Source organism: Streptomyces sp. SAT1 (genome assembly GCF_001654495.1).
Lineage (GTDB): Bacteria > Actinomycetota > Actinomycetes > Streptomycetales > Streptomycetaceae > Streptomyces > Streptomyces andamanensis.
Map to the genome: position 1 here is coordinate 4,537,660 of NZ_CP015849.1, position 16,794 is coordinate 4,554,453.

16 protein-coding genes are annotated in these 16,794 nt (G+C 72.7%); 5 read left to right on the top strand and 11 right to left on the bottom strand.

Going from position 1 to position 16,794, the window contains the following annotated elements:
- Positions 1–36: 36 nt before the first annotated feature.
- The gene (locus tag A8713_RS19715; protein ID WP_037887919.1) at positions 37–435 is read left to right on the top strand and encodes a hypothetical protein; all 399 of its coding nucleotides are present in this window, start codon (positions 37–39) and stop codon (positions 433–435) included.
- 111 nt (positions 436–546) lie between these two features.
- Here the strand turns inward: A8713_RS19715 and A8713_RS19720 are convergent, their stop codons facing one another.
- The 3 genes from A8713_RS19720 to deoC are packed head-to-tail and all read right to left on the bottom strand — an operon-like array spanning position 547 to position 3,867.
- Positions 547–1,473 carry an aldehyde dehydrogenase family protein gene (locus A8713_RS19720; RefSeq protein WP_064534903.1) on the bottom strand — a complete coding sequence of 309 codons (927 nt, stop codon included), beginning with the start codon at positions 1,471–1,473 and terminating at the stop codon, positions 547–549.
- Entirely contained in the window at positions 1,466–2,902 is a 1,437-nt protein-coding gene (locus tag A8713_RS19725) for an aldehyde dehydrogenase family protein (RefSeq protein ID WP_064534904.1), read from the bottom strand. The genes A8713_RS19720 and A8713_RS19725 overlap by 8 nt, the downstream gene beginning before the upstream one ends.
- A gap of 5 nt (positions 2,903–2,907) precedes the next feature.
- Entirely contained in the window at positions 2,908–3,867 is a 960-nt protein-coding gene (gene deoC / locus A8713_RS19730) for a deoxyribose-phosphate aldolase (protein ID WP_064534905.1), read from the bottom strand.
- 251 nt (positions 3,868–4,118) lie between these two features.
- Between deoC and A8713_RS19735 the strand changes: the two genes are divergently transcribed.
- Positions 4,119–4,847, top strand: coding sequence for a PH domain-containing protein (locus A8713_RS19735; protein ID WP_064534906.1), 729 nt, complete (start codon positions 4,119–4,121; stop codon positions 4,845–4,847).
- A 136-nt stretch (positions 4,848–4,983) separates the two neighbouring features.
- Here the strand turns inward: A8713_RS19735 and A8713_RS19740 are convergent, their stop codons facing one another.
- The 3 genes from A8713_RS19740 to A8713_RS19750 all read right to left on the bottom strand — a co-directional run bounded on the left by A8713_RS19740 (position 4,984) and on the right by A8713_RS19750 (position 8,421).
- Positions 4,984–6,621, bottom strand: coding sequence for a phospho-sugar mutase (locus A8713_RS19740; RefSeq protein WP_064534907.1), 1,638 nt, complete (start codon positions 6,619–6,621; stop codon positions 4,984–4,986).
- Between the two features lie 424 nt (positions 6,622–7,045).
- Positions 7,046–7,870 carry a purine-nucleoside phosphorylase gene (locus A8713_RS19745; RefSeq protein ID WP_064534908.1) on the bottom strand — a complete coding sequence of 275 codons (825 nt, stop codon included), beginning with the start codon at positions 7,868–7,870 and terminating at the stop codon, positions 7,046–7,048.
- 113 nt (positions 7,871–7,983) lie between these two features.
- Positions 7,984–8,421 carry a gamma-glutamylcyclotransferase gene (locus A8713_RS19750; RefSeq protein ID WP_064534909.1) on the bottom strand — a complete coding sequence of 146 codons (438 nt, stop codon included), beginning with the start codon at positions 8,419–8,421 and terminating at the stop codon, positions 7,984–7,986.
- 105 nt (positions 8,422–8,526) lie between these two features.
- Here A8713_RS19750 and A8713_RS19755 point away from each other — a divergent pair, with 105 nt between their 5' ends.
- Positions 8,527–9,975: an NAD(P)H-quinone dehydrogenase gene (locus A8713_RS19755; protein ID WP_064534910.1), complete on the top strand. Its 1,449-nt coding sequence runs from the start codon at positions 8,527–8,529 to the stop codon at positions 9,973–9,975.
- Positions 9,976–10,121: 146 nt separating this feature from the next.
- Positions 10,122–11,093: a DeoR/GlpR family DNA-binding transcription regulator gene (locus tag A8713_RS19760; protein ID WP_078509672.1), complete on the top strand. Its 972-nt coding sequence runs from the start codon at positions 10,122–10,124 to the stop codon at positions 11,091–11,093.
- A 220-nt stretch (positions 11,094–11,313) separates the two neighbouring features.
- Here A8713_RS19760 and A8713_RS19765 read toward each other — a convergent pair whose 3' ends face one another.
- Entirely contained in the window at positions 11,314–13,086 is a 1,773-nt protein-coding gene (locus A8713_RS19765) for an acetyl/propionyl/methylcrotonyl-CoA carboxylase subunit alpha (RefSeq protein ID WP_064534911.1), read from the bottom strand.
- A gap of 365 nt (positions 13,087–13,451) precedes the next feature.
- Here A8713_RS19765 and A8713_RS19770 point away from each other — a divergent pair, with 365 nt between their 5' ends.
- A complete protein-coding gene (locus tag A8713_RS19770) occupies positions 13,452–13,907 on the top strand; it encodes a hypothetical protein (RefSeq protein WP_064534912.1) in 456 nt (151 codons plus the stop codon).
- A 16-nt stretch (positions 13,908–13,923) separates the two neighbouring features.
- Here A8713_RS19770 and A8713_RS19775 read toward each other — a convergent pair whose 3' ends face one another.
- The 4 genes from A8713_RS19775 to A8713_RS19785 all read right to left on the bottom strand — a co-directional run bounded on the left by A8713_RS19775 (position 13,924) and on the right by A8713_RS19785 (position 16,714).
- Positions 13,924–14,541 carry a Maf family protein gene (locus tag A8713_RS19775; RefSeq protein ID WP_064534913.1) on the bottom strand — a complete coding sequence of 206 codons (618 nt, stop codon included), beginning with the start codon at positions 14,539–14,541 and terminating at the stop codon, positions 13,924–13,926.
- Between the two features lie 134 nt (positions 14,542–14,675).
- The gene (gene mmpB / locus A8713_RS34650) at positions 14,676–14,804 is read right to left on the bottom strand and encodes a morphogenic membrane protein MmpB (RefSeq protein ID WP_257784415.1); all 129 of its coding nucleotides are present in this window, start codon (positions 14,802–14,804) and stop codon (positions 14,676–14,678) included.
- Between the two features lie 90 nt (positions 14,805–14,894).
- Positions 14,895–15,104 (bottom strand): acyl-CoA carboxylase epsilon subunit, encoded by a 210-nt coding sequence (locus A8713_RS19780; protein WP_018565070.1) that lies wholly within the window; start codon positions 15,102–15,104, stop codon positions 14,895–14,897.
- A gap of 17 nt (positions 15,105–15,121) precedes the next feature.
- The gene (locus A8713_RS19785) at positions 15,122–16,714 is read right to left on the bottom strand and encodes an acyl-CoA carboxylase subunit beta (protein ID WP_064534914.1); all 1,593 of its coding nucleotides are present in this window, start codon (positions 16,712–16,714) and stop codon (positions 15,122–15,124) included.
- Positions 16,715–16,794: the final 80 nt, after the last annotated feature.

The window sequence follows — 16,794 nt, forward strand, 5'->3', positions numbered from 1 at the left end:
TCTCGTTACTCTGCGCATCAGAAGGTGGCATCAGAAATGGCCCGACACGCGTCCGCTTCCCGTTCCGCCGTCCGGCGTGTACTGACCGCCGTGACGACCATCGGTGTCGCTCTGGGGGCGGGTGTGGTGTCCGCCGAGGCGGCGAGCCTGCCGGTCGTGGGCGGTGACTACGAGACGGGGTCGCTCGGCAAGGTCGACCCGCAGGCGGGGGTCCAGGCGCTGGCCGGGACGGTCGGGTACATCACCGGGCCGGTGGCCGGGCTCAAGCCCAACCCGCTGGCGGGGACCGGCGTCGACCCGCTGGACAACGGCGTCGGCACCCAGCTCGCCGACTTCAAGCCGCTGACCTCGCAGATGCTCACCGGTCCGGTGGCGCAGGCGCCGTCGGTCGGGAGCGTGCCGGTGGTCGGGCAGGTGCTCGGCGCGGTGCGCTGACCCGGTCGCGCCGACCCGGTCGCGCGCGGAGAGCCGCGGCTCCCCCGGACGGAGGGGAGGCGCGGCTCTCGGCTTCGGCCGGGGCGGTCGTGCCGCCTCCGGGCGGGTGTGTCAGTACGACGAGCCCGAGGCGCCCAGGGAGCCCGTGGGGTGCCAGACCGTCTTCGTCTCCAGGAAGGCCGTCAGGCGCTCGGTGCCCGGGGCCGCCGTCCAGTCAGTGTCGTCCACAGGCTGTGGACGCAGCACGCGCTTGAGGTTGTCCGCCGCGGCGATCTCCAGCTCCTTCGCCAGCGCCTCGTCGGCGCCCGCGAGGTCGATCGCGTTGACGTCCTGGTGGGCGGCGAGGGGCGCCGCGATCTCCGCCGTGCGGCCGGACAGGACGTTGACCACGCCGCCGGGCACGTCCGAGGTGGCCAGCACCTCGGCCAGGGAGAGCGCGGGCAGCGGGGACCGCTCGCTCGCGATCACCACCGCCGTGTTGCCGGTCGCGATCACCGGGGCCAGCACCGAGACCAGGCCCAGGAAGGACGACTCCTGCGGGGCGAGGACGGCCACCACGCCGGTCGGCTCCGGGGAGGACAGGTTGAAGAACGGGCCCGCCACCGGGTTGGCGCCGCCGGTCACCTGGGCGATCTTGTCGGTCCAGCCGGCGTACCAGACCCAGCGGTCGACGGTGGCGTCCACGACCGCCGCCGCCTTCGACTTCGACAGGCCCTCCGCGTCGGCCACCTCGCGCACGAACTGCTCGCGGCGGCCCTCCAGCATCTCGGCGACCCGGTACAGGACCTGGCCGCGGTTGTACGCCGTCGCGCCCGACCAGCCGCCGAACGCCTTGCGCGCGGCCACCACCGCGTCGCGGGCGTCCTTGCGGGATGCCTGCGGCGCGTTCGCCAGCCAGTTGCCCTTGCCCGCCGCGCCGGCGGCTGATGTGCGCGTCGTCACCTCGTACACCCGGCCGCTCTCCGAACGCGGGAACTTCCCGCCGACGTACAGCTTGTAGGTCTTGAAGACAGACAGTCGGTCAGATCGGTCAGACATCGAGGTACGCCTCCAGGCCGTGGCGACCGCCCTCGCGGCCGAAGCCCGACTCCTTGTACCCGCCGAAGGGCGAGGTCGGGTCGAACTTGTTGAACGTGTTGGACCAGATCACGCCCGCGCGGAGCTTGCTCGCCACCGCCAGGATGCGGGAGCCCTTCTCCGTCCAGATGCCCGCCGACAGGCCGTACTGCGTGTTGTTCGCCTTGGCGACCGCCTCGTCCGGGGTGCGGAAGGTCAGCACGGACAGCACCGGGCCGAAGATCTCGTCGCGGGCGATGGTGTGCGCCTGGGTCACGCCGGTGAACAGCGTCGGGGCGAACCAGTAGCCGGAGCCGGGCAGTTCGCAGGCCGGGGACCAGCGCTCGGCGCCCTCCGCCTCGCCCCGGTCGGCCAGCGCGGTGATCCGGGCCAACTGCTCGGCGGAGTTGATCGCGCCGATGTCGGTGTTCTTGTCCAGCGGGTCGCCCAGGCGCAGGGTGCTCAGGCGGCGCTTGAGGGCGTCCAGCACCTCGTCGTGCACCGACTCCTGCACGAGCAGGCGCGAGCCCGCGCAGCAGACCTGGCCCTGGTTGAAGAAGATGCCGGTGACGATGCCCTCGACGGCCTGGTCGAGCGGGGCGTCGTCGAAGACGATGTTGGCGCCCTTGCCGCCCAGTTCCAGGGTGAGCTTCTTGCCCGTGCCCGCGACCGTGCGCGCGATCTCCTTGCCGACGGCCGTGGAGCCGGTGAACGCCACCTTGTTCACGTCCGGGTGCGCGACGAGCGCGGCGCCCGCGTCACCGTAGCCCGGCAGGATGTTGACGACGCCCCTGGGCAGGCCCGCCTGGCGGCAGATGTCCGCGAAGAACAGGGCGGACAGGGGGGTGGTCTCGGCGGGCTTCAGGACGACGGTGTTGCCCGTCGCCAGCGCCGGGGCGATCTTCCACGCCAGCATCAGCAGCGGGAAGTTCCACGGGATGACCTGGCCGGCCACGCCCAGCGGGCGCGGGGCGGCGCCGAAGCCGGCGTGGTCGAGCTTGTCGGCCCAGCCCGCGTAGTAGAAGAAGTGCGCCGCGACCAGCGGGAGGTCCGCGTCACGGGTCTCCCGGATCGGCTTGCCGTTGTCCAGGGTCTCCAGGACGGCCAGCTCGCGGCTGCGCTCCTGGATGATCCGGGCGATGCGGAACAGGTACTTGGCGCGCTCGGCGCCCGGCAGCGCCGACCACTTCTCGAACGCCTTGCGGGCGGCCTTCACCGCGCGGTCGACGTCCGCCGCACCGGCCTGGGCGACCTCGGAGAGGACCTCCTCGGTCGACGGGCTGACCGTCTTGAAGACCTTGCCGTCGGCCGCGTCGGTGAACTCGCCGTCCACGAACAGGCCGTAGGAGGGGGCGATGTCGACGACCGAGCGGGACTCGGGCGCGGGTGCGTACTCGAATGCGGAAGCCATGGGGATCAGTCCACCGTCACGTAGTCGGGGCCGGAGTAGCGGCCGGTGGCCAGCTTCTGGCGCTGCATCAGCAGGTCGTTCAGCAGCGAGGAGGCGCCGAAGCGGAACCAGTGGTTGTCCAGCCAGTCCGCGCCCGCGGTCTCGTTGACCAGGACGAGGAACTTGATCGCGTCCTTGCTGGTGCGGATGCCGCCGGCCGGCTTCACACCGACCTGCACGCCGGTCTGCGCCCGGAAGTCGCGGACGGCCTCCAGCATGAGCAGGGTGTTGGCCGGGGTCGCGTTGACGGCGACCTTGCCGGTGGAGGTCTTGATGAAGTCCGCACCGGCGAGCATGCCGAGCCAGCTCGCGCGCCGGATGTTGTCGTACGTCGACAGCTCGCCGGTCTCGAAGATGACCTTCAGCCGGGCGGCGGTCCCGCACGCCTCCTTCACCGCGGTGATCTCGTCGAACACCTTCAGGTACCGGCCGGCGAGGAACGCCCCGCGGTCGATGACCATGTCGATCTCGTCGGCACCCGCGGCGACGGCCTCGCGCACGTCGGCCAGCTTCACGTCCAGGGCGGCGCGGCCGGCCGGGAAGGCGGTGGCGACCGAGGCGACCTTGACGGCTGAGCCGGCGACGGCCTCCTTGGCGGCGGCCACCATGTCGGGGTAGACGCAGACCGCGGCGGTGGCGGGCGTGGTGCGGTCCGTGGGGTCGGGACGGACCGCCTTGGCACCGAGCGCCCGGACCTTGCCCGGGGTGTCCGCGCCTTCCAGCGTCGTCAGGTCGACCATCGAGATGGCGAGGTCGATGGCGTACGCCTTCGCGGTGGTCTTGATGGAACGGGTGCCGAGCGAGGCGGCGCGCGCCTCCAGGCCGACCGCGTCGACGCCGGGCAGCCCGTGCAGGAAGCGGCGCAGGGAGCTGTCGGACGCCGTGACGTCGGAGAGCGGCTGCGCGGAGGGTGCAGTGGTGGGCATGGTCACCAGAGGAGCATATCTACGCGCGTAGCGGCTGTACAGCCCTGGGGGCGGGCCACGGGAGGGGGGAGAGGAGGAAGGGGGCTTGCGGGGTGGGCCGGTGGGCGGGTGGTGCTTGCGCGGTCGGGGCGGGGCCGGTGGGTGAGTGGTGCTTGTGGGACGGAGCCGGCGGGCGGGTGGGTGGTGCTTGTGGGGTGGTCGCGGTGGGTGGTGGTGCGGGGGGAAAACGTGGGTCGGGCAGAATCGGGGGCATGACGACGCCCGAGCACGAGCCCTCCGCGCCGCAGCCGCCGGCCCCCGAGTTCCCGGACCGGGTCCGCCGGTCGTCCGGCGCCATCGCGGGCGGTGTCCTGCTGCTCGCCATCATCCTGTGGCTGGGCTTCGACGCGATGTTCACCGGCAGCGGGCGCGTCCCGTGGCTGGCGCTGGCCGGGATGATCCTCGCCGTGCCGCTCGTGACCGCCTTCACCTTCCGGCCCGCCGTGTACGTCAACGACGACCGGCTGCGCATCCGCAATCCCTTCCGGGTGATCGTGCTCCCCTGGAGCCAGGTCGCCGGTCTGCGCTCCGGCTACTCCAACGAGGTCGTCACCGTGGCCGGGAAGCGGTACCAGCTGTGGGCCGTGCCCGTGTCGCTGCGGGCGCGCAAGCGTGCCGCCCGGCAGGAGGCGCGGGCCGCCGCCGCGGGGGAGCCCGGGGCCGAGAGGCGCAGCGGTCTCTTCGGCCGGAGCGGCGCCGGTGTCGGCGGGCTCGGCGGCATCGCCGGTGGTGGTGCGGGGCGCGGCGGCGCGTCCGGTGCGCCCGGCGCGCCCATCCGTGCGGAGGGCGACCAGTTCATGAACGACCTGCGCGAACTCCAGGAGAACCGGGCGCACGCCGAGGGCGCCCAGGGCGAGGTGACCGTCCGGTGGGCCTACGAGATCGCGGGGCCCGCGGTCGCCGGTGCGGTGGTGCTGGCGATCCTGTTCGCGGTGGGGTGAGGGCGGGGGTCCTGCGGGTGCGTACGGGGTCTGTGCTGTGTACGCGGTCTGTGCTGTGTGCGGGGTCTGTGCTGCGTACGTACCGGGCCTGTGTACGAGGCGCCCCCCGGATCCGTTCCGGGGGGCGCCTCGTGTGTCAGATGCCCGCCGCCTCCGACAGGTCGCGCTTGACCGCCGCCAGCAGGTCCGCCGCCTTCGCGCGGGCCGCCGTGAGGTGCGTGCGGTCCGGTACCGGGACCACCACTTCCAGGTAGCACTTCAGCTTCGGCTCCGTACCGGACGGGCGGACGATCACCCGGGCGCCGTCGAGCGTGTAGCGCAGGCCGTCCGTCGGGGGCAGCGTCTCCGTGCCCTGCGTCAGGTCCTCGGCGCGGGTCACGGGCAGGCCGGCCAGGCCGGTCGGGGGCTGCTCGCGCAGGCGGCGCATCGCGTCGGCGATGAGGGAGAGGTCCTCGACGCGGACCGAGAGCTGGTCGGTGGCGTGCAGGCCGTGCTCGACGGCCAGGTCGTCCAGCAGGTCGAGCAGCGTACGGCCCTGCTCCTTGAGCTGTGAGGCCAGTTCGGTGATCAGCAGGGCCGCGGTGATGCCGTCCTTGTCGCGGACGCCGTCCGGGTCGACGCAGTAGCCGAGGGCCTCCTCGTAGCCGTAGCGCAGGCCCTCGACGCGGGCGATCCACTTGAAGCCGGTGAGGGTCTCCTCGTACGGCTGGCCCGCCTTCCGCGCGATCCGGCCGAGGAGGGAGGAGGAGACGATCGACTCGGCGAACGTGCCGTGCGCGCCGCGTGCCACCAGGTGGGCGGCGAGCAGCGCGCCGACCTCGTCGCCGCGGAGCATGCGCCAGTCGTTGCCGTCCTTGACGGCGGCGGCGCAGCGGTCCGCGTCCGGGTCGTTGGCGATGATCAGGTCGGGGCCGGGTTCGGTGGTGCGGGCCGTGGCGAAGGCCAGGTCCATCGCGCCGGGCTCTTCCGGGTTGGGGAAGGCGACGGTCGGGAAGTCCGGGTCCGGGTCGGCCTGCTCGGTGACCAGGACGGGCTCCGGGAAGCCGGCGCGGGCGAACGCGGCGAGCAGGGTCTCCTTGCCGACGCCGTGCATCGCGGTGTAGACCGTGCGGGCCGTGCGGGGGGACCCTGGGGCGAGGACCGCGTCCGTACGGGCCAGGTAGGCGTCCAGGACGTCGTCGCCGAGCGTGTCCCAGCCGGAGTCCGGGCGGGGGACCGCGCTGAGGGTGGTGATCGCGTCGATCTCCGCCGCGATCTCCGCGTCGGCGGGCGGGACGATCTGGGAGCCGTCGCCCAGGTACACCTTGTAGCCGTTGTCGCGGGGCGGGTTGTGGCTGGCGGTGACCTCCACGCCGGCGACCGCGCCCAGGTGCCGGATGGCGAAGGCGAGGACCGGGGTGGGCTGGGGGCGGGGGAGCACGGCCGCGCGCAGGCCGGCGCCGGTCATGACGGCGGCGGTGTCGCGGGCGAAGTCCGCCGACTTGTGGCGGGCGTCGTAGCCGATCACCACGAGGCCGTCGGTGTGGCCCTGCTTCTTCAGGTACGCGGCGAGGCCGGCGGCGGCGCGGATGACGACCGAGCGGTTCATGCGCTGGGGGCCGGCGCCGAGTTCGCCGCGCAGGCCGGCGGTACCGAACTGGAGGGTGCCGCTGAACCGGGCGGTCAGTTCCGCGTGGTCCCCGGCGTCGAGCAGCGCGGCGAGTTCGTCACGGGTGTCCGGGTCGGGGTCCTCGGCCAGCCATGCCTTGGCCCGTGCGATGAGGTCGTCGTGCACGTCGGGTCAGCCTCTCGTGGTCGGTCGGTCGGTGCGGTCGGTGCGGTCCGTGCTGTGCTGTGCCTGCGGCGGCCCGTCGCGGTGCGGGGTTCCGGTCCGTGGTGCGCTTCCGGGCCGTGTGCGGTGGGTGCCTGCGGCGGCCCGTCGCGGTGCGTGGGGGTGCGCCTCGCGCCTTCCGTGGCGGGGTGGGGCGGGGCCGCGCCGGGGGGTGTCCGTCCTCGGAACGGCGCGGAATCGGTCGGTTGCCGGGTGGGCCTCGTGGACGCGCCAACCGCTGCGGGCGGACACCCCCCGTCACGTCCCCTTCCCGCCGTACGCGGGTGCGGGCCCCTTCCCGGTGGTACTACGGGTGCTGCCGTGCGCGGGTGCGGGTCGTACGGGGGCGCGGCGTGCGGGACCGCCTGTGCGGCGGTCCCGCCGGAGGCTAGAGGCGCTCCAGGACCTGGGCCAGGAGGGAGCCCATGCGGGTGGCGCTGTCGCGGCCGGCCTGGAGGACCTCCTCGTGGTTGAGGGGTTCGCCGGTCATGCCCGCGGCGAGGTTGGTCACCAGGGAGATGCCGAGCACCTCGGCGCCGGCCTCGCGGGCGGCGATGGCCTCCAGGACGGTGGACATGCCGACCAGGTCCGCGCCGATCACGCGGGCCATGCGGATCTCGGCCGGCGTCTCGTAGTGCGGGCCGGGGAACTGGGCGTAGACGCCCTCCTCCAGGCTGGGGTCGACCTCCTTGCACAGGGCGCGCAGGCGCGGGGAGTAGAGGTCGGTCAGGTCGACGAAGTTCGCGCCGGCGATCGGGGAGGTGGCGGTCAGGTTGATGTGGTCGCTGATCAGGACCGGCTGACCGGGGCGCATCCCTTCGCGCAGGCCGCCGCAGCCGTTGGTCAGGATGATCGTCTTGACCCCGGCCGCCACGGCGGTGCGCACGCCGTGGGCCACGGAGGCCACGCCGTGGCCCTCGTAGTAGTGGGTGCGGCCCAGGAAGACCAGGGCGCGCCTGCTCCCCGTGCTGTACGAGCGGATCCTGCCGCCGTGGCCCTCCACCGCCGGGGGCGGGAATCCGGGCAGCTCGGTGACCTGGAACTCGGCGTCGGGGGCGCCCAGGGCGTCGACGGCCGGAGCCCAGCCGGAGCCCATCACGAGGGCGACGTCGTGGGTCTCGGCGCCGGTGAGTTCCCGCAGGCGCGCGGCGGCGGCGTCGGCGGCGGCGTAGGGGTCGCCCTGGGTGTCGTCCGGAAGAAGAGATGCGTTCACGCGGACGAGGGTAGCCGTAATTCGCCTACGCGCGTAGATGACGGAGTCGACGGGAACGGGATCGTTGTCTTGTCGTTTCCGACGAGCGGCGGGGCCGTCTTTCGGCAGGGGTTTCAGCAGGGGCGCTTGCGCAGTTCCATCACGTAGTCGTGCGGGGCGCCCGCGGACTCGGCCGCGTCCGCCAGTTCGCCCAGGTAGCGGGCGGAGGGCAGGCCGCCCTCGTAGGCGTTCAGGACGTAGACCCAGGACGGCTCCTCGCCGTCCAGGGTGTGCACCCGCACCCGCATCCTGCGGTAGATGTCCAGGCCGACGCCCTCCCAGCGGTCCAGCGACTCCTCGTCCATCGGCGCGAGGTCGTAGAGCGCGACGAAGACCTGGGAGAGCGGGTCCTCGACCAGGGTCGCCAGGGCGCCCTCCCAGCCCATGTGCTCGCCGCCGAAGGTCAGCCGCCAGCCGTTCAGCCAGCCCGTCGCGCGCAGCGGCGAGTGCGGGGCGCGGCGGGACATCAGCCGCGCGTCGAGATTGCCGGCGTACGCGGCGTAGAGCGACATGGGTCGAAGGGTACGGCAGGGACGCGGGCGGCTCATCCGGCACAGAAGGCGTCTCCTGCCCCGGGCGGTGCCCCCGGGGGTGAGCATCTTGAGGAGTGCGGGACAATGGAGTACGTGACTCGGATCGTGATCATCGGTGGCGGACCCGGCGGATACGAAGCGGCCCTGGTGGGCGCTCAGCTCGGCGCGGAGGTGACCGTCGTCGACTGCGACGGACTGGGCGGGGCGTCGGTGCTGACCGACTGCGTGCCGTCCAAGACCCTCATCGCCACGGCCGAGGTGATGACGACCTTCGACTCCTCGTACGAGGAGCTGGGGATCATCGTCGCCGACGACACCCCGCCGCTGGAGCAGGCCGCCCGGGTGGTCGGCGTCGACCTGGGCAAGGTGAACCGCCGGGTGAAGCGGCTGGCGCTCGCCCAGTCGCACGACATCACCGCCTCCGTGACGCGGGCCGGTGCCCGGGTGCTGCGCGGGCGCGGGCGCCTGGAGGGCATGCAGGCCCTGGACGGCTCGCGCAAGGTCGTCGTCACCGCCGCCGACGGGACCGAGGAGACGCTCACCGCGGACGCCGTGCTGATCGCCACCGGCGGTCATCCGCGCGAGCTGGCGGACGCCCAGCCCGACGGCGAGCGCATCCTGAACTGGACCCAGGTCTACGACCTCACCGAGCTGCCCGAGGAACTCATCGTGGTCGGCTCCGGTGTGACGGGCGCCGAGTTCGCCGGTGCCTACCAGGCGCTGGGTTCCCGGGTCACCCTGGTGTCCTCCCGCGACCGGGTGCTGCCGGGCGAGGACCCGGACGCCGCGGCCGTCCTGGAGGACGTCTTCCGGCGCCGCGGCATGAACGTCATGGCGCGCTCGCGCGCCGCCGCGGCCAAGCGGGTCGGGGACCGGGTGGAGGTGACGCTGGCCGATGGGCGCGTCATCACCGGCTCGCACTGCCTGATGGCCGTCGGCGCCGTCCCCAACAGCGCCGGGCTCGGTCTGGAGGAGGCCGGTGTCCGGCTGCGCGACTCCGGGCACATCTGGACCGACAAGGTCTCGCGCACGACGGCTCCGGGCGTCTACGCGGCCGGTGACGTGACCGGCGTCTTCGCGCTGGCCTCCGTGGCCGCGATGCAGGGACGTATCGCCATGTACCACTTCCTCGGCGACGCGGTGGCCCCGCTGAACCTGAAGACGGTCTCCTCCAACGTCTTCACCGACCCCGAGATCGCCACCGTCGGCTACACCCAGGCCGACGTGGACGCCGGGAAGATCGACGCCCGCTGTGTGAAGCTGCCGCTGCTGCGCAACCCGCGCGCCAAGATGCAGGGCATCCGGGACGGCTTCGTCAAGATCTTCTGCCGGCCGGGCACCGGGATCGTGGTCGGCGGTGTGGTCGTGGCGCCGCGCGCCTCCGAGCTGATCCACCCCATCTCGATCGCCGTCGACAACAACCTGACGGTCGAGCAGATCGCGAAGGCCTTCACCGTGTACCCCTCGCTGTCGGGCTCGATCGCCGAGGTGGCCCGGCAGTTGCACGGCCGCAAGGAGACCGGAGGGGCGTAGCCCGGAGGGCGGGGCGGGCGCGGCTCTTGCGCGTGGCATAGGCCGGACTAGTGCTTATACCACTCCGTGACCTGCCATGCGAACAATTTCTGTTATCCGGCGCAAACTGCTGAAAGCAGACGGTCGCTGGGGTTACTGTCAGTTTCGTGTTCGCTGCTGAACGTCGCCAATTGATCCTCGAAATGGTGCGAGCGAACGGTGCCGTGTCGCTCCGTGAACTCGCCCGCGTCGTCCAGACCTCCGAAGTGACCGTACGGCGGGACGTGCGGGCGCTGGAGGCGGAAGGACTCCTCGACCGCCGGCACGGCGGTGCCGTACTGCCGGGCGGCTTCACCCGGGAGTCGGGCTTCCCGCAGAAGTCGCACCTCGCGACCGCGGAGAAGACGGCCATCGCCGACCTCGCCGCGGGCCTCGTCGAAGAGGGCGAGGCCATCGTCGTCGGGGCCGGTACGACCACCCAGGAGCTGGCCCGCCGGCTCGCCCGGATCCCGGGGCTGACCGTGGTCACCAACTCGCTTCTCGTCGCCCAGGCGCTGGCCCATGCCAACCGGGTCGAGGTCGTGATGACCGGCGGGACCCTGCGCGGCTCCAACTACGCCCTGGTGGGGTCGGGGGCCGAGCAGTCGCTCCAAGGGCTGCGGGTCTCCCGCGCGTTCCTCTCGGGCAGCGGTCTGACCGCCGAGCGGGGGCTGTCCACCTCCAACATGCTGTCGGCCTCCGTCGACCGCGCCCTCGTCCAGGCCGCCGCCGAGGTCGTCGTCCTCGCCGACCACACCAAGCTGGGCGCGGACACCATGTTCCAGACCGTGCCGACCGAGTTCATCACCCGGCTGGTGACGGACGAGCCCCCGGCCCACGACGACCGCGCGGGCACCGAGCTCCAGGCGCTCGCCGACCAGGGCGTGCAGATCGCGGTGGCCGGTCCGAGCGGTCACCCGGTGGGCGGTGAGCAGGTGCCGGGCCGCGGCGAGCGCCGCAGGGACGTTCCGCTGCCCGCTCCGCGCCGCGGTCAGGTCACGGGCCAGGCCGCCGCCGCGCTGCGCTCGGCGGGGCTGGGGCAGGACCCCTCGGCGGGCGCCGAGCGGGCGGCCCGGGTGGCCGATCTGCGGCGGCGCTGAGCCGGTCCGCGGCGGCGCTGAGCCGGTCCGCGGCGGCGCTGAGCCGGTCCGCGGGGAGTGCGGCGGTCCTGTCCGGTCCGTACGGGGCGGCCGCCGGTCCTCCGTCGCGCTGCTCGGGCGTGGTGCGGGCCGGCGGGGTGTTCGTTCGTGACGACGGGAGGCGCCCGGCGGCCGCTGTCGCGGTCCGCCGGGCGCCTCCCGTGCTACGGGTGCTGCGGGGTCAGTCCTTGATCTCGCAGATCGCGGCGCCCGAGGTGATGGACGCGCCGACCTCGGCGGACAGGCCCTTGACGGTGCCGTCCTTGTGGGCGTTGAGGGGCTGTTCCATCTTCATGGCCTCCAGGACGACGATGAGGTCGCCCTCCTTGACCTCCTGGCCCTCCTCGACCGCGATCTTGACGATCGTGCCCTGCATGGGCGAGGCGAGGGTGTCGCCGGAGGCGACCGGGCCGGACTTGCGGGCGGCGCGGCGCTTGGGCTTGGCGCCGGCGGCCAGGCCGGTGCGGGCCAGGGACATGCCCAGCGAGGAGGGCAGGGAGACCTCCAGGCGCTTGCCGCCGACCTCGACGACCACGGTCTCGCGGCCGGTCTCCTCGTCCGCCTCGCCGTCGGCGGGGGCGGTGAAGGGCTTGATGTCGTTGGTGAACTCGGTCTCGATCCAGCGGGTGTGGACCGTGAACGGGTCGGTGGAGCCGGTCAGTTCGGGGGCGAAGGCCGGGTCCGTGACCACCTTGCGGTGGAAGGGGATGGCGGTGGCCATGCCCTCGACCTGGAACTCCTCCAGGGCGCGGGAGGCGCGCTGGAGGGCCTCGGCGCGGGTGCGGCCGGTGACGATCAGCTTGGCCAGCAGGGAGTCCCAGGCCGGGCCGATCACGCTGCCGGCCTCCACGCCCGCGTCCAGGCGGACACCGGGGCCGGTGGGGGCGTCGAAGCGGGTGACGGTGCCGGGTGCCGGGAGGAAGCCCCGGCCCGGGTCCTCGCCGTTGATGCGGAACTCGAAGGAGTGGCCGCGCAGCTCCGGGTCGCCGTAGCCGAGTTCCTCGCCGTCGGCGATGCGGAACATCTCGCGGACCAGGTCGACGCCCGCGACCTCCTCGGTGACCGGGTGCTCGACCTGGAGGCGGGTGTTGACCTCCAGGAACGAGATCGTGCCGTCCTGCCCGACGAGGAACTCGCAGGTGCCCGCGCCCTCGTAGCGGGCCTCCTTGAGGATGGCCTTGGAGGCGCGGTACAGCTCGGCGACCTGGGCGTCGGAGAGGAACGGCGCGGGGGCCTCCTCGACGAGCTTCTGGTGGCGGCGCTGCAGGGAGCAGTCGCGGGTGGAGACCACCACGACGTTGCCGTGCTTGTCGGCCAGGCACTGGGTCTCGACGTGGCGGGGCCGGTCGAGGTAGCGCTCGACGAAGCACTCGCCGCGGCCGAAGGCGGCCACGGCCTCGCGGACCGCCGAGTCGTACAGCTCGGGGACCTCGTCGAGGGTGCGGGCGACCTTGAGGCCGCGTCCGCCGCCGCCGAAGGCGGCCTTGATCGCGATGGGCAGGCCGTGCTCCTTCGCGAAGGCCACGACCTCCTCGGCGCCGGAGACGGGGTCGGGCGTGCCGGCCACCAGGGGCGCTCCGGCGCGCTGGGCGATGTGCCGGGCGGCGACCTTGTCGCCGAGGTCGCGGATGGCCTGCGGCGGCGGGCCGATCCAGATCAGGTCGGCGTCCAGGACGGCCTGGGCGAACTCGGCGTTCTCCGAGAGGAAGCCGTAGCCGGGGTGGACGGCGTCCGCACCCGACTCCTCGGCCGCCTTCAGGACTTTGCCGATGTCCAGATAGCTGGTGGCCGGGGTGTCACCGCCCAGGGCGAACGCCTCGTCAGCGGCGCGGACATGCAGAGCGTCCCGGTCGGGGTCCGCGTAGACGGCCACGCTCGCGATTCCGGCGTCCCGGCAAGCGCGGGCCACACGGACAGCGATTTCGCCACGGTTGGCGATGAGCACCTTGCGCACGATTGAGGCTCCCTCCTTGAAACAAGCCGAGTTTAGGGACTGCCGACACGGCACTTCGACCCGTCCCCAATGGTGAGCTTGCCCACACGGAGCGTGATTCGAGGCTCGCTCGACCCGCGAAAGCCCTTGTCGTACCTCGGTACGCAGGACTCCTCCGGAAAACCCTAGCCCCACGGTGTGGTCAAGGTCTCTGTGAGAGCGTGCTGCGGCCCACTTCGTTTCTTTGTGGAGTCCCTACGAATGGCCCAATGAATCTTTGCCCTCGGCGGAACTCTTGTCCCTTGGTTTACCCGTTAGTAGCGTTCGCGATGTCTGGACGGTACTGGCGGTAACAGGGCTCCGGGTGGAGCGGCGGTCGGAAGTGGGTGGATCCGGTGGTGCGCAGACCGGTGGCATGGGTCGTGGCGGTCGTGCTCCTCGTCGAGGCGCTCGGACTCGTCGCGCTGAACTGGATCCTGGGCGAGGTCGTGCACCGGCAGCGGATGTCCCTGGCCGGCCTGGACCCGGACGTGATGTCGACGTCCTCGAAGGCGGCCGGGCTGGTCTTCGGCCTGTACTTCGTCCTGTGCGCGCTGGCCGCCCTGCTCGTCGCCGTGCGCGACCGCGGTCCGGCCGGGCTCGGGCGCGGCCTGCTGATCAGCGCGGCCGTGGTGCACGGGCTGCTGGCCGCCTTCGTGTGGGGTCCGGTGGGTCCCGCGGCCTTCGTGTTCATGATCGTCGTACTGGCGCTGATCGTGCTGCTCCTGATGACGTACGACCAGGAGGGGCGGGCGGCGGACCCCGCTCCGGCGGACGCCCCGGTGTCCCCCGAGGCGCCCTGAGCCGGATCCGCGGATCTCAGTCCCGCTCCGACCACAACTCGGTGATGCCCACGCCCAGTTCGGCCAGCAGCCGGCGCACCAGGGGCAGGCTGATGCCGATCACGTTGCCGTGGTCGCCGTCGATGCCGTCGATGAACGGGGCCGAGCGGCCGTCCAGCGTGAAGGCGCCCGCGACGTGCAGCGGCTCGCCCGAGGCGACGTAGGCGGCGACCTCCTCGTCGGTCGGCTCGCCGAAGCGGACCACGGTGGAGGCGGTGGCCGCGGCGTGCCGGCCGGTGGCCGTGTCCCAGACGCAGTGGCCGGTCTGGAGGGTGCCGGCCCGGCCGCGCATCGCCTTCCAGCGGGCGACGGCCTCCTCGGCGTCGGCGGGCTTGCCGAGCGCCCGGCCGTCCAGGTCGAGCACCGAGTCGCAGCCGATCACCAGGGCACCGGCGGCCTCCGGCCGGGCCGCCACGACGGACGCCTTCGCCTGGGCCAGGGCGAGCGCCAGTTCGGCGGGCGTGGGTGCGGTGACCGCGTCCTCGTCGACCCCGCTCACGATCACCTCGGGGTCCAGTCCGGCCTGCCGCAGCAGACCGAGCCGGGCGGGGGACTGGGAGGCGAGTACGAGTCGGCGGCGCGGCTGGTCAGTCATGCGGTCAGCGTATCGGCGCGGGCCGCCCGCCCGCTCAGCCCCGCCCGGCCGCTCAGCCCCGCCCGGCCGCTCAGCCCCGCCCACCCGCTCAGCCCCGCCCGCTCAGCTCGGTCCGCTCAGCCTGCTCAGCCCGCTCATCTCAGCCCGATCGCGAACATCGCGAGCACCATGGCCAGCGCCATGAGGACACCGAGCCGCCGCAACATCGCCTGCATGTCGCGCAGTTCCTCGGGCGGCTCGTTGTCGGGGTCGGACCACAGCATCCCTCGATGGTCCGGCGGCGGGCGGGTCCGGCGCCTGAGTACGCGTACTCAAGTTGGCGGCCGGGCCCGCCGGGCGCCCCCCAGGGGTGCTCAGCCGGGCCAGTACGTGCGGGCCCAGGCGGCCGGGCCCGGCCGCGGGGTGCGGTGCGCGGCGATCCGGGACGGGTCGGACCAGGAGTCGCGGGGGCCGGGCGCGCCGGACGGCTCGGCGGTGGCCGCCGCGGCGCGCGCCCTGACCACCGCCAGTGCGGCGGCCAGCTCCTCGGGGGTCGGGTTGCCTCGTAGGACCTTGATCGTCATGTGGTCTCCCGGCGGGCTCAGAGGGGGATGTTGCCGTGCTTCTTGGGCGGCAGGGACTCCCGCTTGGTGCGCAGCTGGCGCAGGCCGCGCACCAGGTGGGCGCGGGTGTCGGAGGGCCTGATCACCGCGTCGACGTAGCCGCGTTCGGCGGCGGTGTAGGGGTTGAGCAGGGTGTCCTCGTACTCCTGGATCAGGCGGGCCCGGGTGGCGTCGGCGTCGTCGGCCGCCGCGATGGTGCGCCGGTGCAGGATGTTGACGGCGCCCTGGGCGCCCATGACGGCGATCTGCGCGGTGGGCCAGGCCAGGTTGAGGTCGGCGCCCAGGTGCTTGGAGCCCATCACGTCGTAGGCACCGCCGAACGCCTTGCGGGTGATGACGGTGATCAGCGGGACGGTGGCCTCGGCGTAGGCGAAGATCAGCTTGGCGCCGCGGCGGATGATGCCGTCGTGCTCCTGGCCGACGCCGGGCAGGAAGCCGGGGACGTCGACGAAGGTCAGCACCGGGATGTTGAACGCGTCGCAGGTGCGGACGAAGCGGGCGGCCTTCTCGCTGGCGTCGATGTCCAGGCAGCCGGCGAACTGCATCGGCTGGTTGGCGACGATGCCCACCGGGTGGCCCTCCACCCGGCCGTAGCCGGTGAGGATGTTGGGCGCGAACAGCGGCTGCGTCTCGAAGAACTCCCCGTCGTCCAGCACGTGCTCGATCACGGTGTGCATGTCGTACGGCTGGTTGGCGCTGTCCGGGACCAGGGTGTCCAGCTCCCGGTCCTCGTCGGTCAGCGCGAGATCGGCCTGCTCGGGGAAGACCGGCGGCTCGGAGAGGTTGTTGGACGGCAGGTACGACAGGAGCTGCTTGACGTACTCGACCGCGTCCTTCTCGTCGCCCGCCATGTGGTGGGCGACACCGGAGGCGGTGTTGTGGGTGCGGGCGCCGCCCAGCTCCTCGAAGCCGACGTCCTCGCCGGTGACGGTCTTGATGACGTCCGGGCCGGTGATGAACATGTGCGAGGTCTGGTCGACCATGACCGTGAAGTCGGTGATCGCGGGCGAGTAGACCGCCCCGCCCGCGCACGGGCCGACGACCAGGCTGATCTGCGGGATGACACCGGAGGCGTGCGTGTTGCGGCGGAAGATCTCGCCGTACGCGCCCAGCGAGGCCACGCCCTCCTGGATGCGGGCGCCCCCGGAGTCGTTGATGCCGATGACCGGGCAGCCGGTCTTGAGCGCGAAGTCCATGACCTTGACGATCTTCTGGCCGTACACCTCGCCCAGCGCGCCGCCGAAGACCGTGAAGTCCTGCGAGAACACGGCGACGGGACGGCCGTCGACCGTGCCGTAGCCGGTGACCACGCCGTCCCCGTAAGGGCGGTTGGCGTCCAGGCCGAAGTTGCTGGAGCGGTGCCGGGCGAACTCGTCCAGCTCGACGAACGAGTCCTCGTCCAGGAGGAGTTCGATGCGCTCGCGGGCGGTCAGCTTGCCCTTGGCGTGCTGCTTCTCGACCGCGCGTTCCGAACCGGCGTGCGTCGCTTCCTCGATACGCCGCTGGAGATCCGCGAGTTTGCCCGCGGTCGTGTGGATGTCGATCTCTTGGCGCTCTTCCGGCTCGGACATCGGGATCGGGGCTCCCTGCCTGCTCAAAAACGGGGGGACGGTTACTCATCCGTAGAGTAATGGGGGCCCCTCCGTCCGGC

Bases quoted from the DNA above. Each gene is read 5' to 3' on its own strand.
- A8713_RS19715 (WP_037887919.1), top strand. From the start codon at position 37: ATGGCCCGACACGCGTCCGCTTCCCGTTCCGCCGTCCGGCGTGTACTG.
- A8713_RS19720 (WP_064534903.1), bottom strand. From the start codon at position 1,473: ATGTCTGACCGATCTGACCGACTGTCTGTCTTCAAGACCTACAAGCTG.
- A8713_RS19725 (WP_064534904.1), bottom strand. From the start codon at position 2,902: ATGGCTTCCGCATTCGAGTACGCACCCGCGCCCGAGTCCCGCTCGGTC.
- deoC (WP_064534905.1), bottom strand. From the start codon at position 3,867: ATGCCCACCACTGCACCCTCCGCGCAGCCGCTCTCCGACGTCACGGCG.
- A8713_RS19735 (WP_064534906.1), top strand. From the start codon at position 4,119: ATGACGACGCCCGAGCACGAGCCCTCCGCGCCGCAGCCGCCGGCCCCC.
- A8713_RS19750 (WP_064534909.1), bottom strand. From the start codon at position 8,421: ATGTCGCTCTACGCCGCGTACGCCGGCAATCTCGACGCGCGGCTGATG.
- A8713_RS19755 (WP_064534910.1), top strand. From the start codon at position 8,527: ATGGAGTACGTGACTCGGATCGTGATCATCGGTGGCGGACCCGGCGGA.
- A8713_RS19775 (WP_064534913.1), bottom strand. From the start codon at position 14,541: ATGACTGACCAGCCGCGCCGCCGACTCGTACTCGCCTCCCAGTCCCCC.
- mmpB (WP_257784415.1), bottom strand. From the start codon at position 14,804: ATGCTGTGGTCCGACCCCGACAACGAGCCGCCCGAGGAACTGCGCGAC.
- A8713_RS19780 (WP_018565070.1), bottom strand. From the start codon at position 15,104: ATGACGATCAAGGTCCTACGAGGCAACCCGACCCCCGAGGAGCTGGCC.
- A8713_RS19785 (WP_064534914.1), bottom strand. From the start codon at position 16,714: ATGTCCGAGCCGGAAGAGCGCCAAGAGATCGACATCCACACGACCGCG.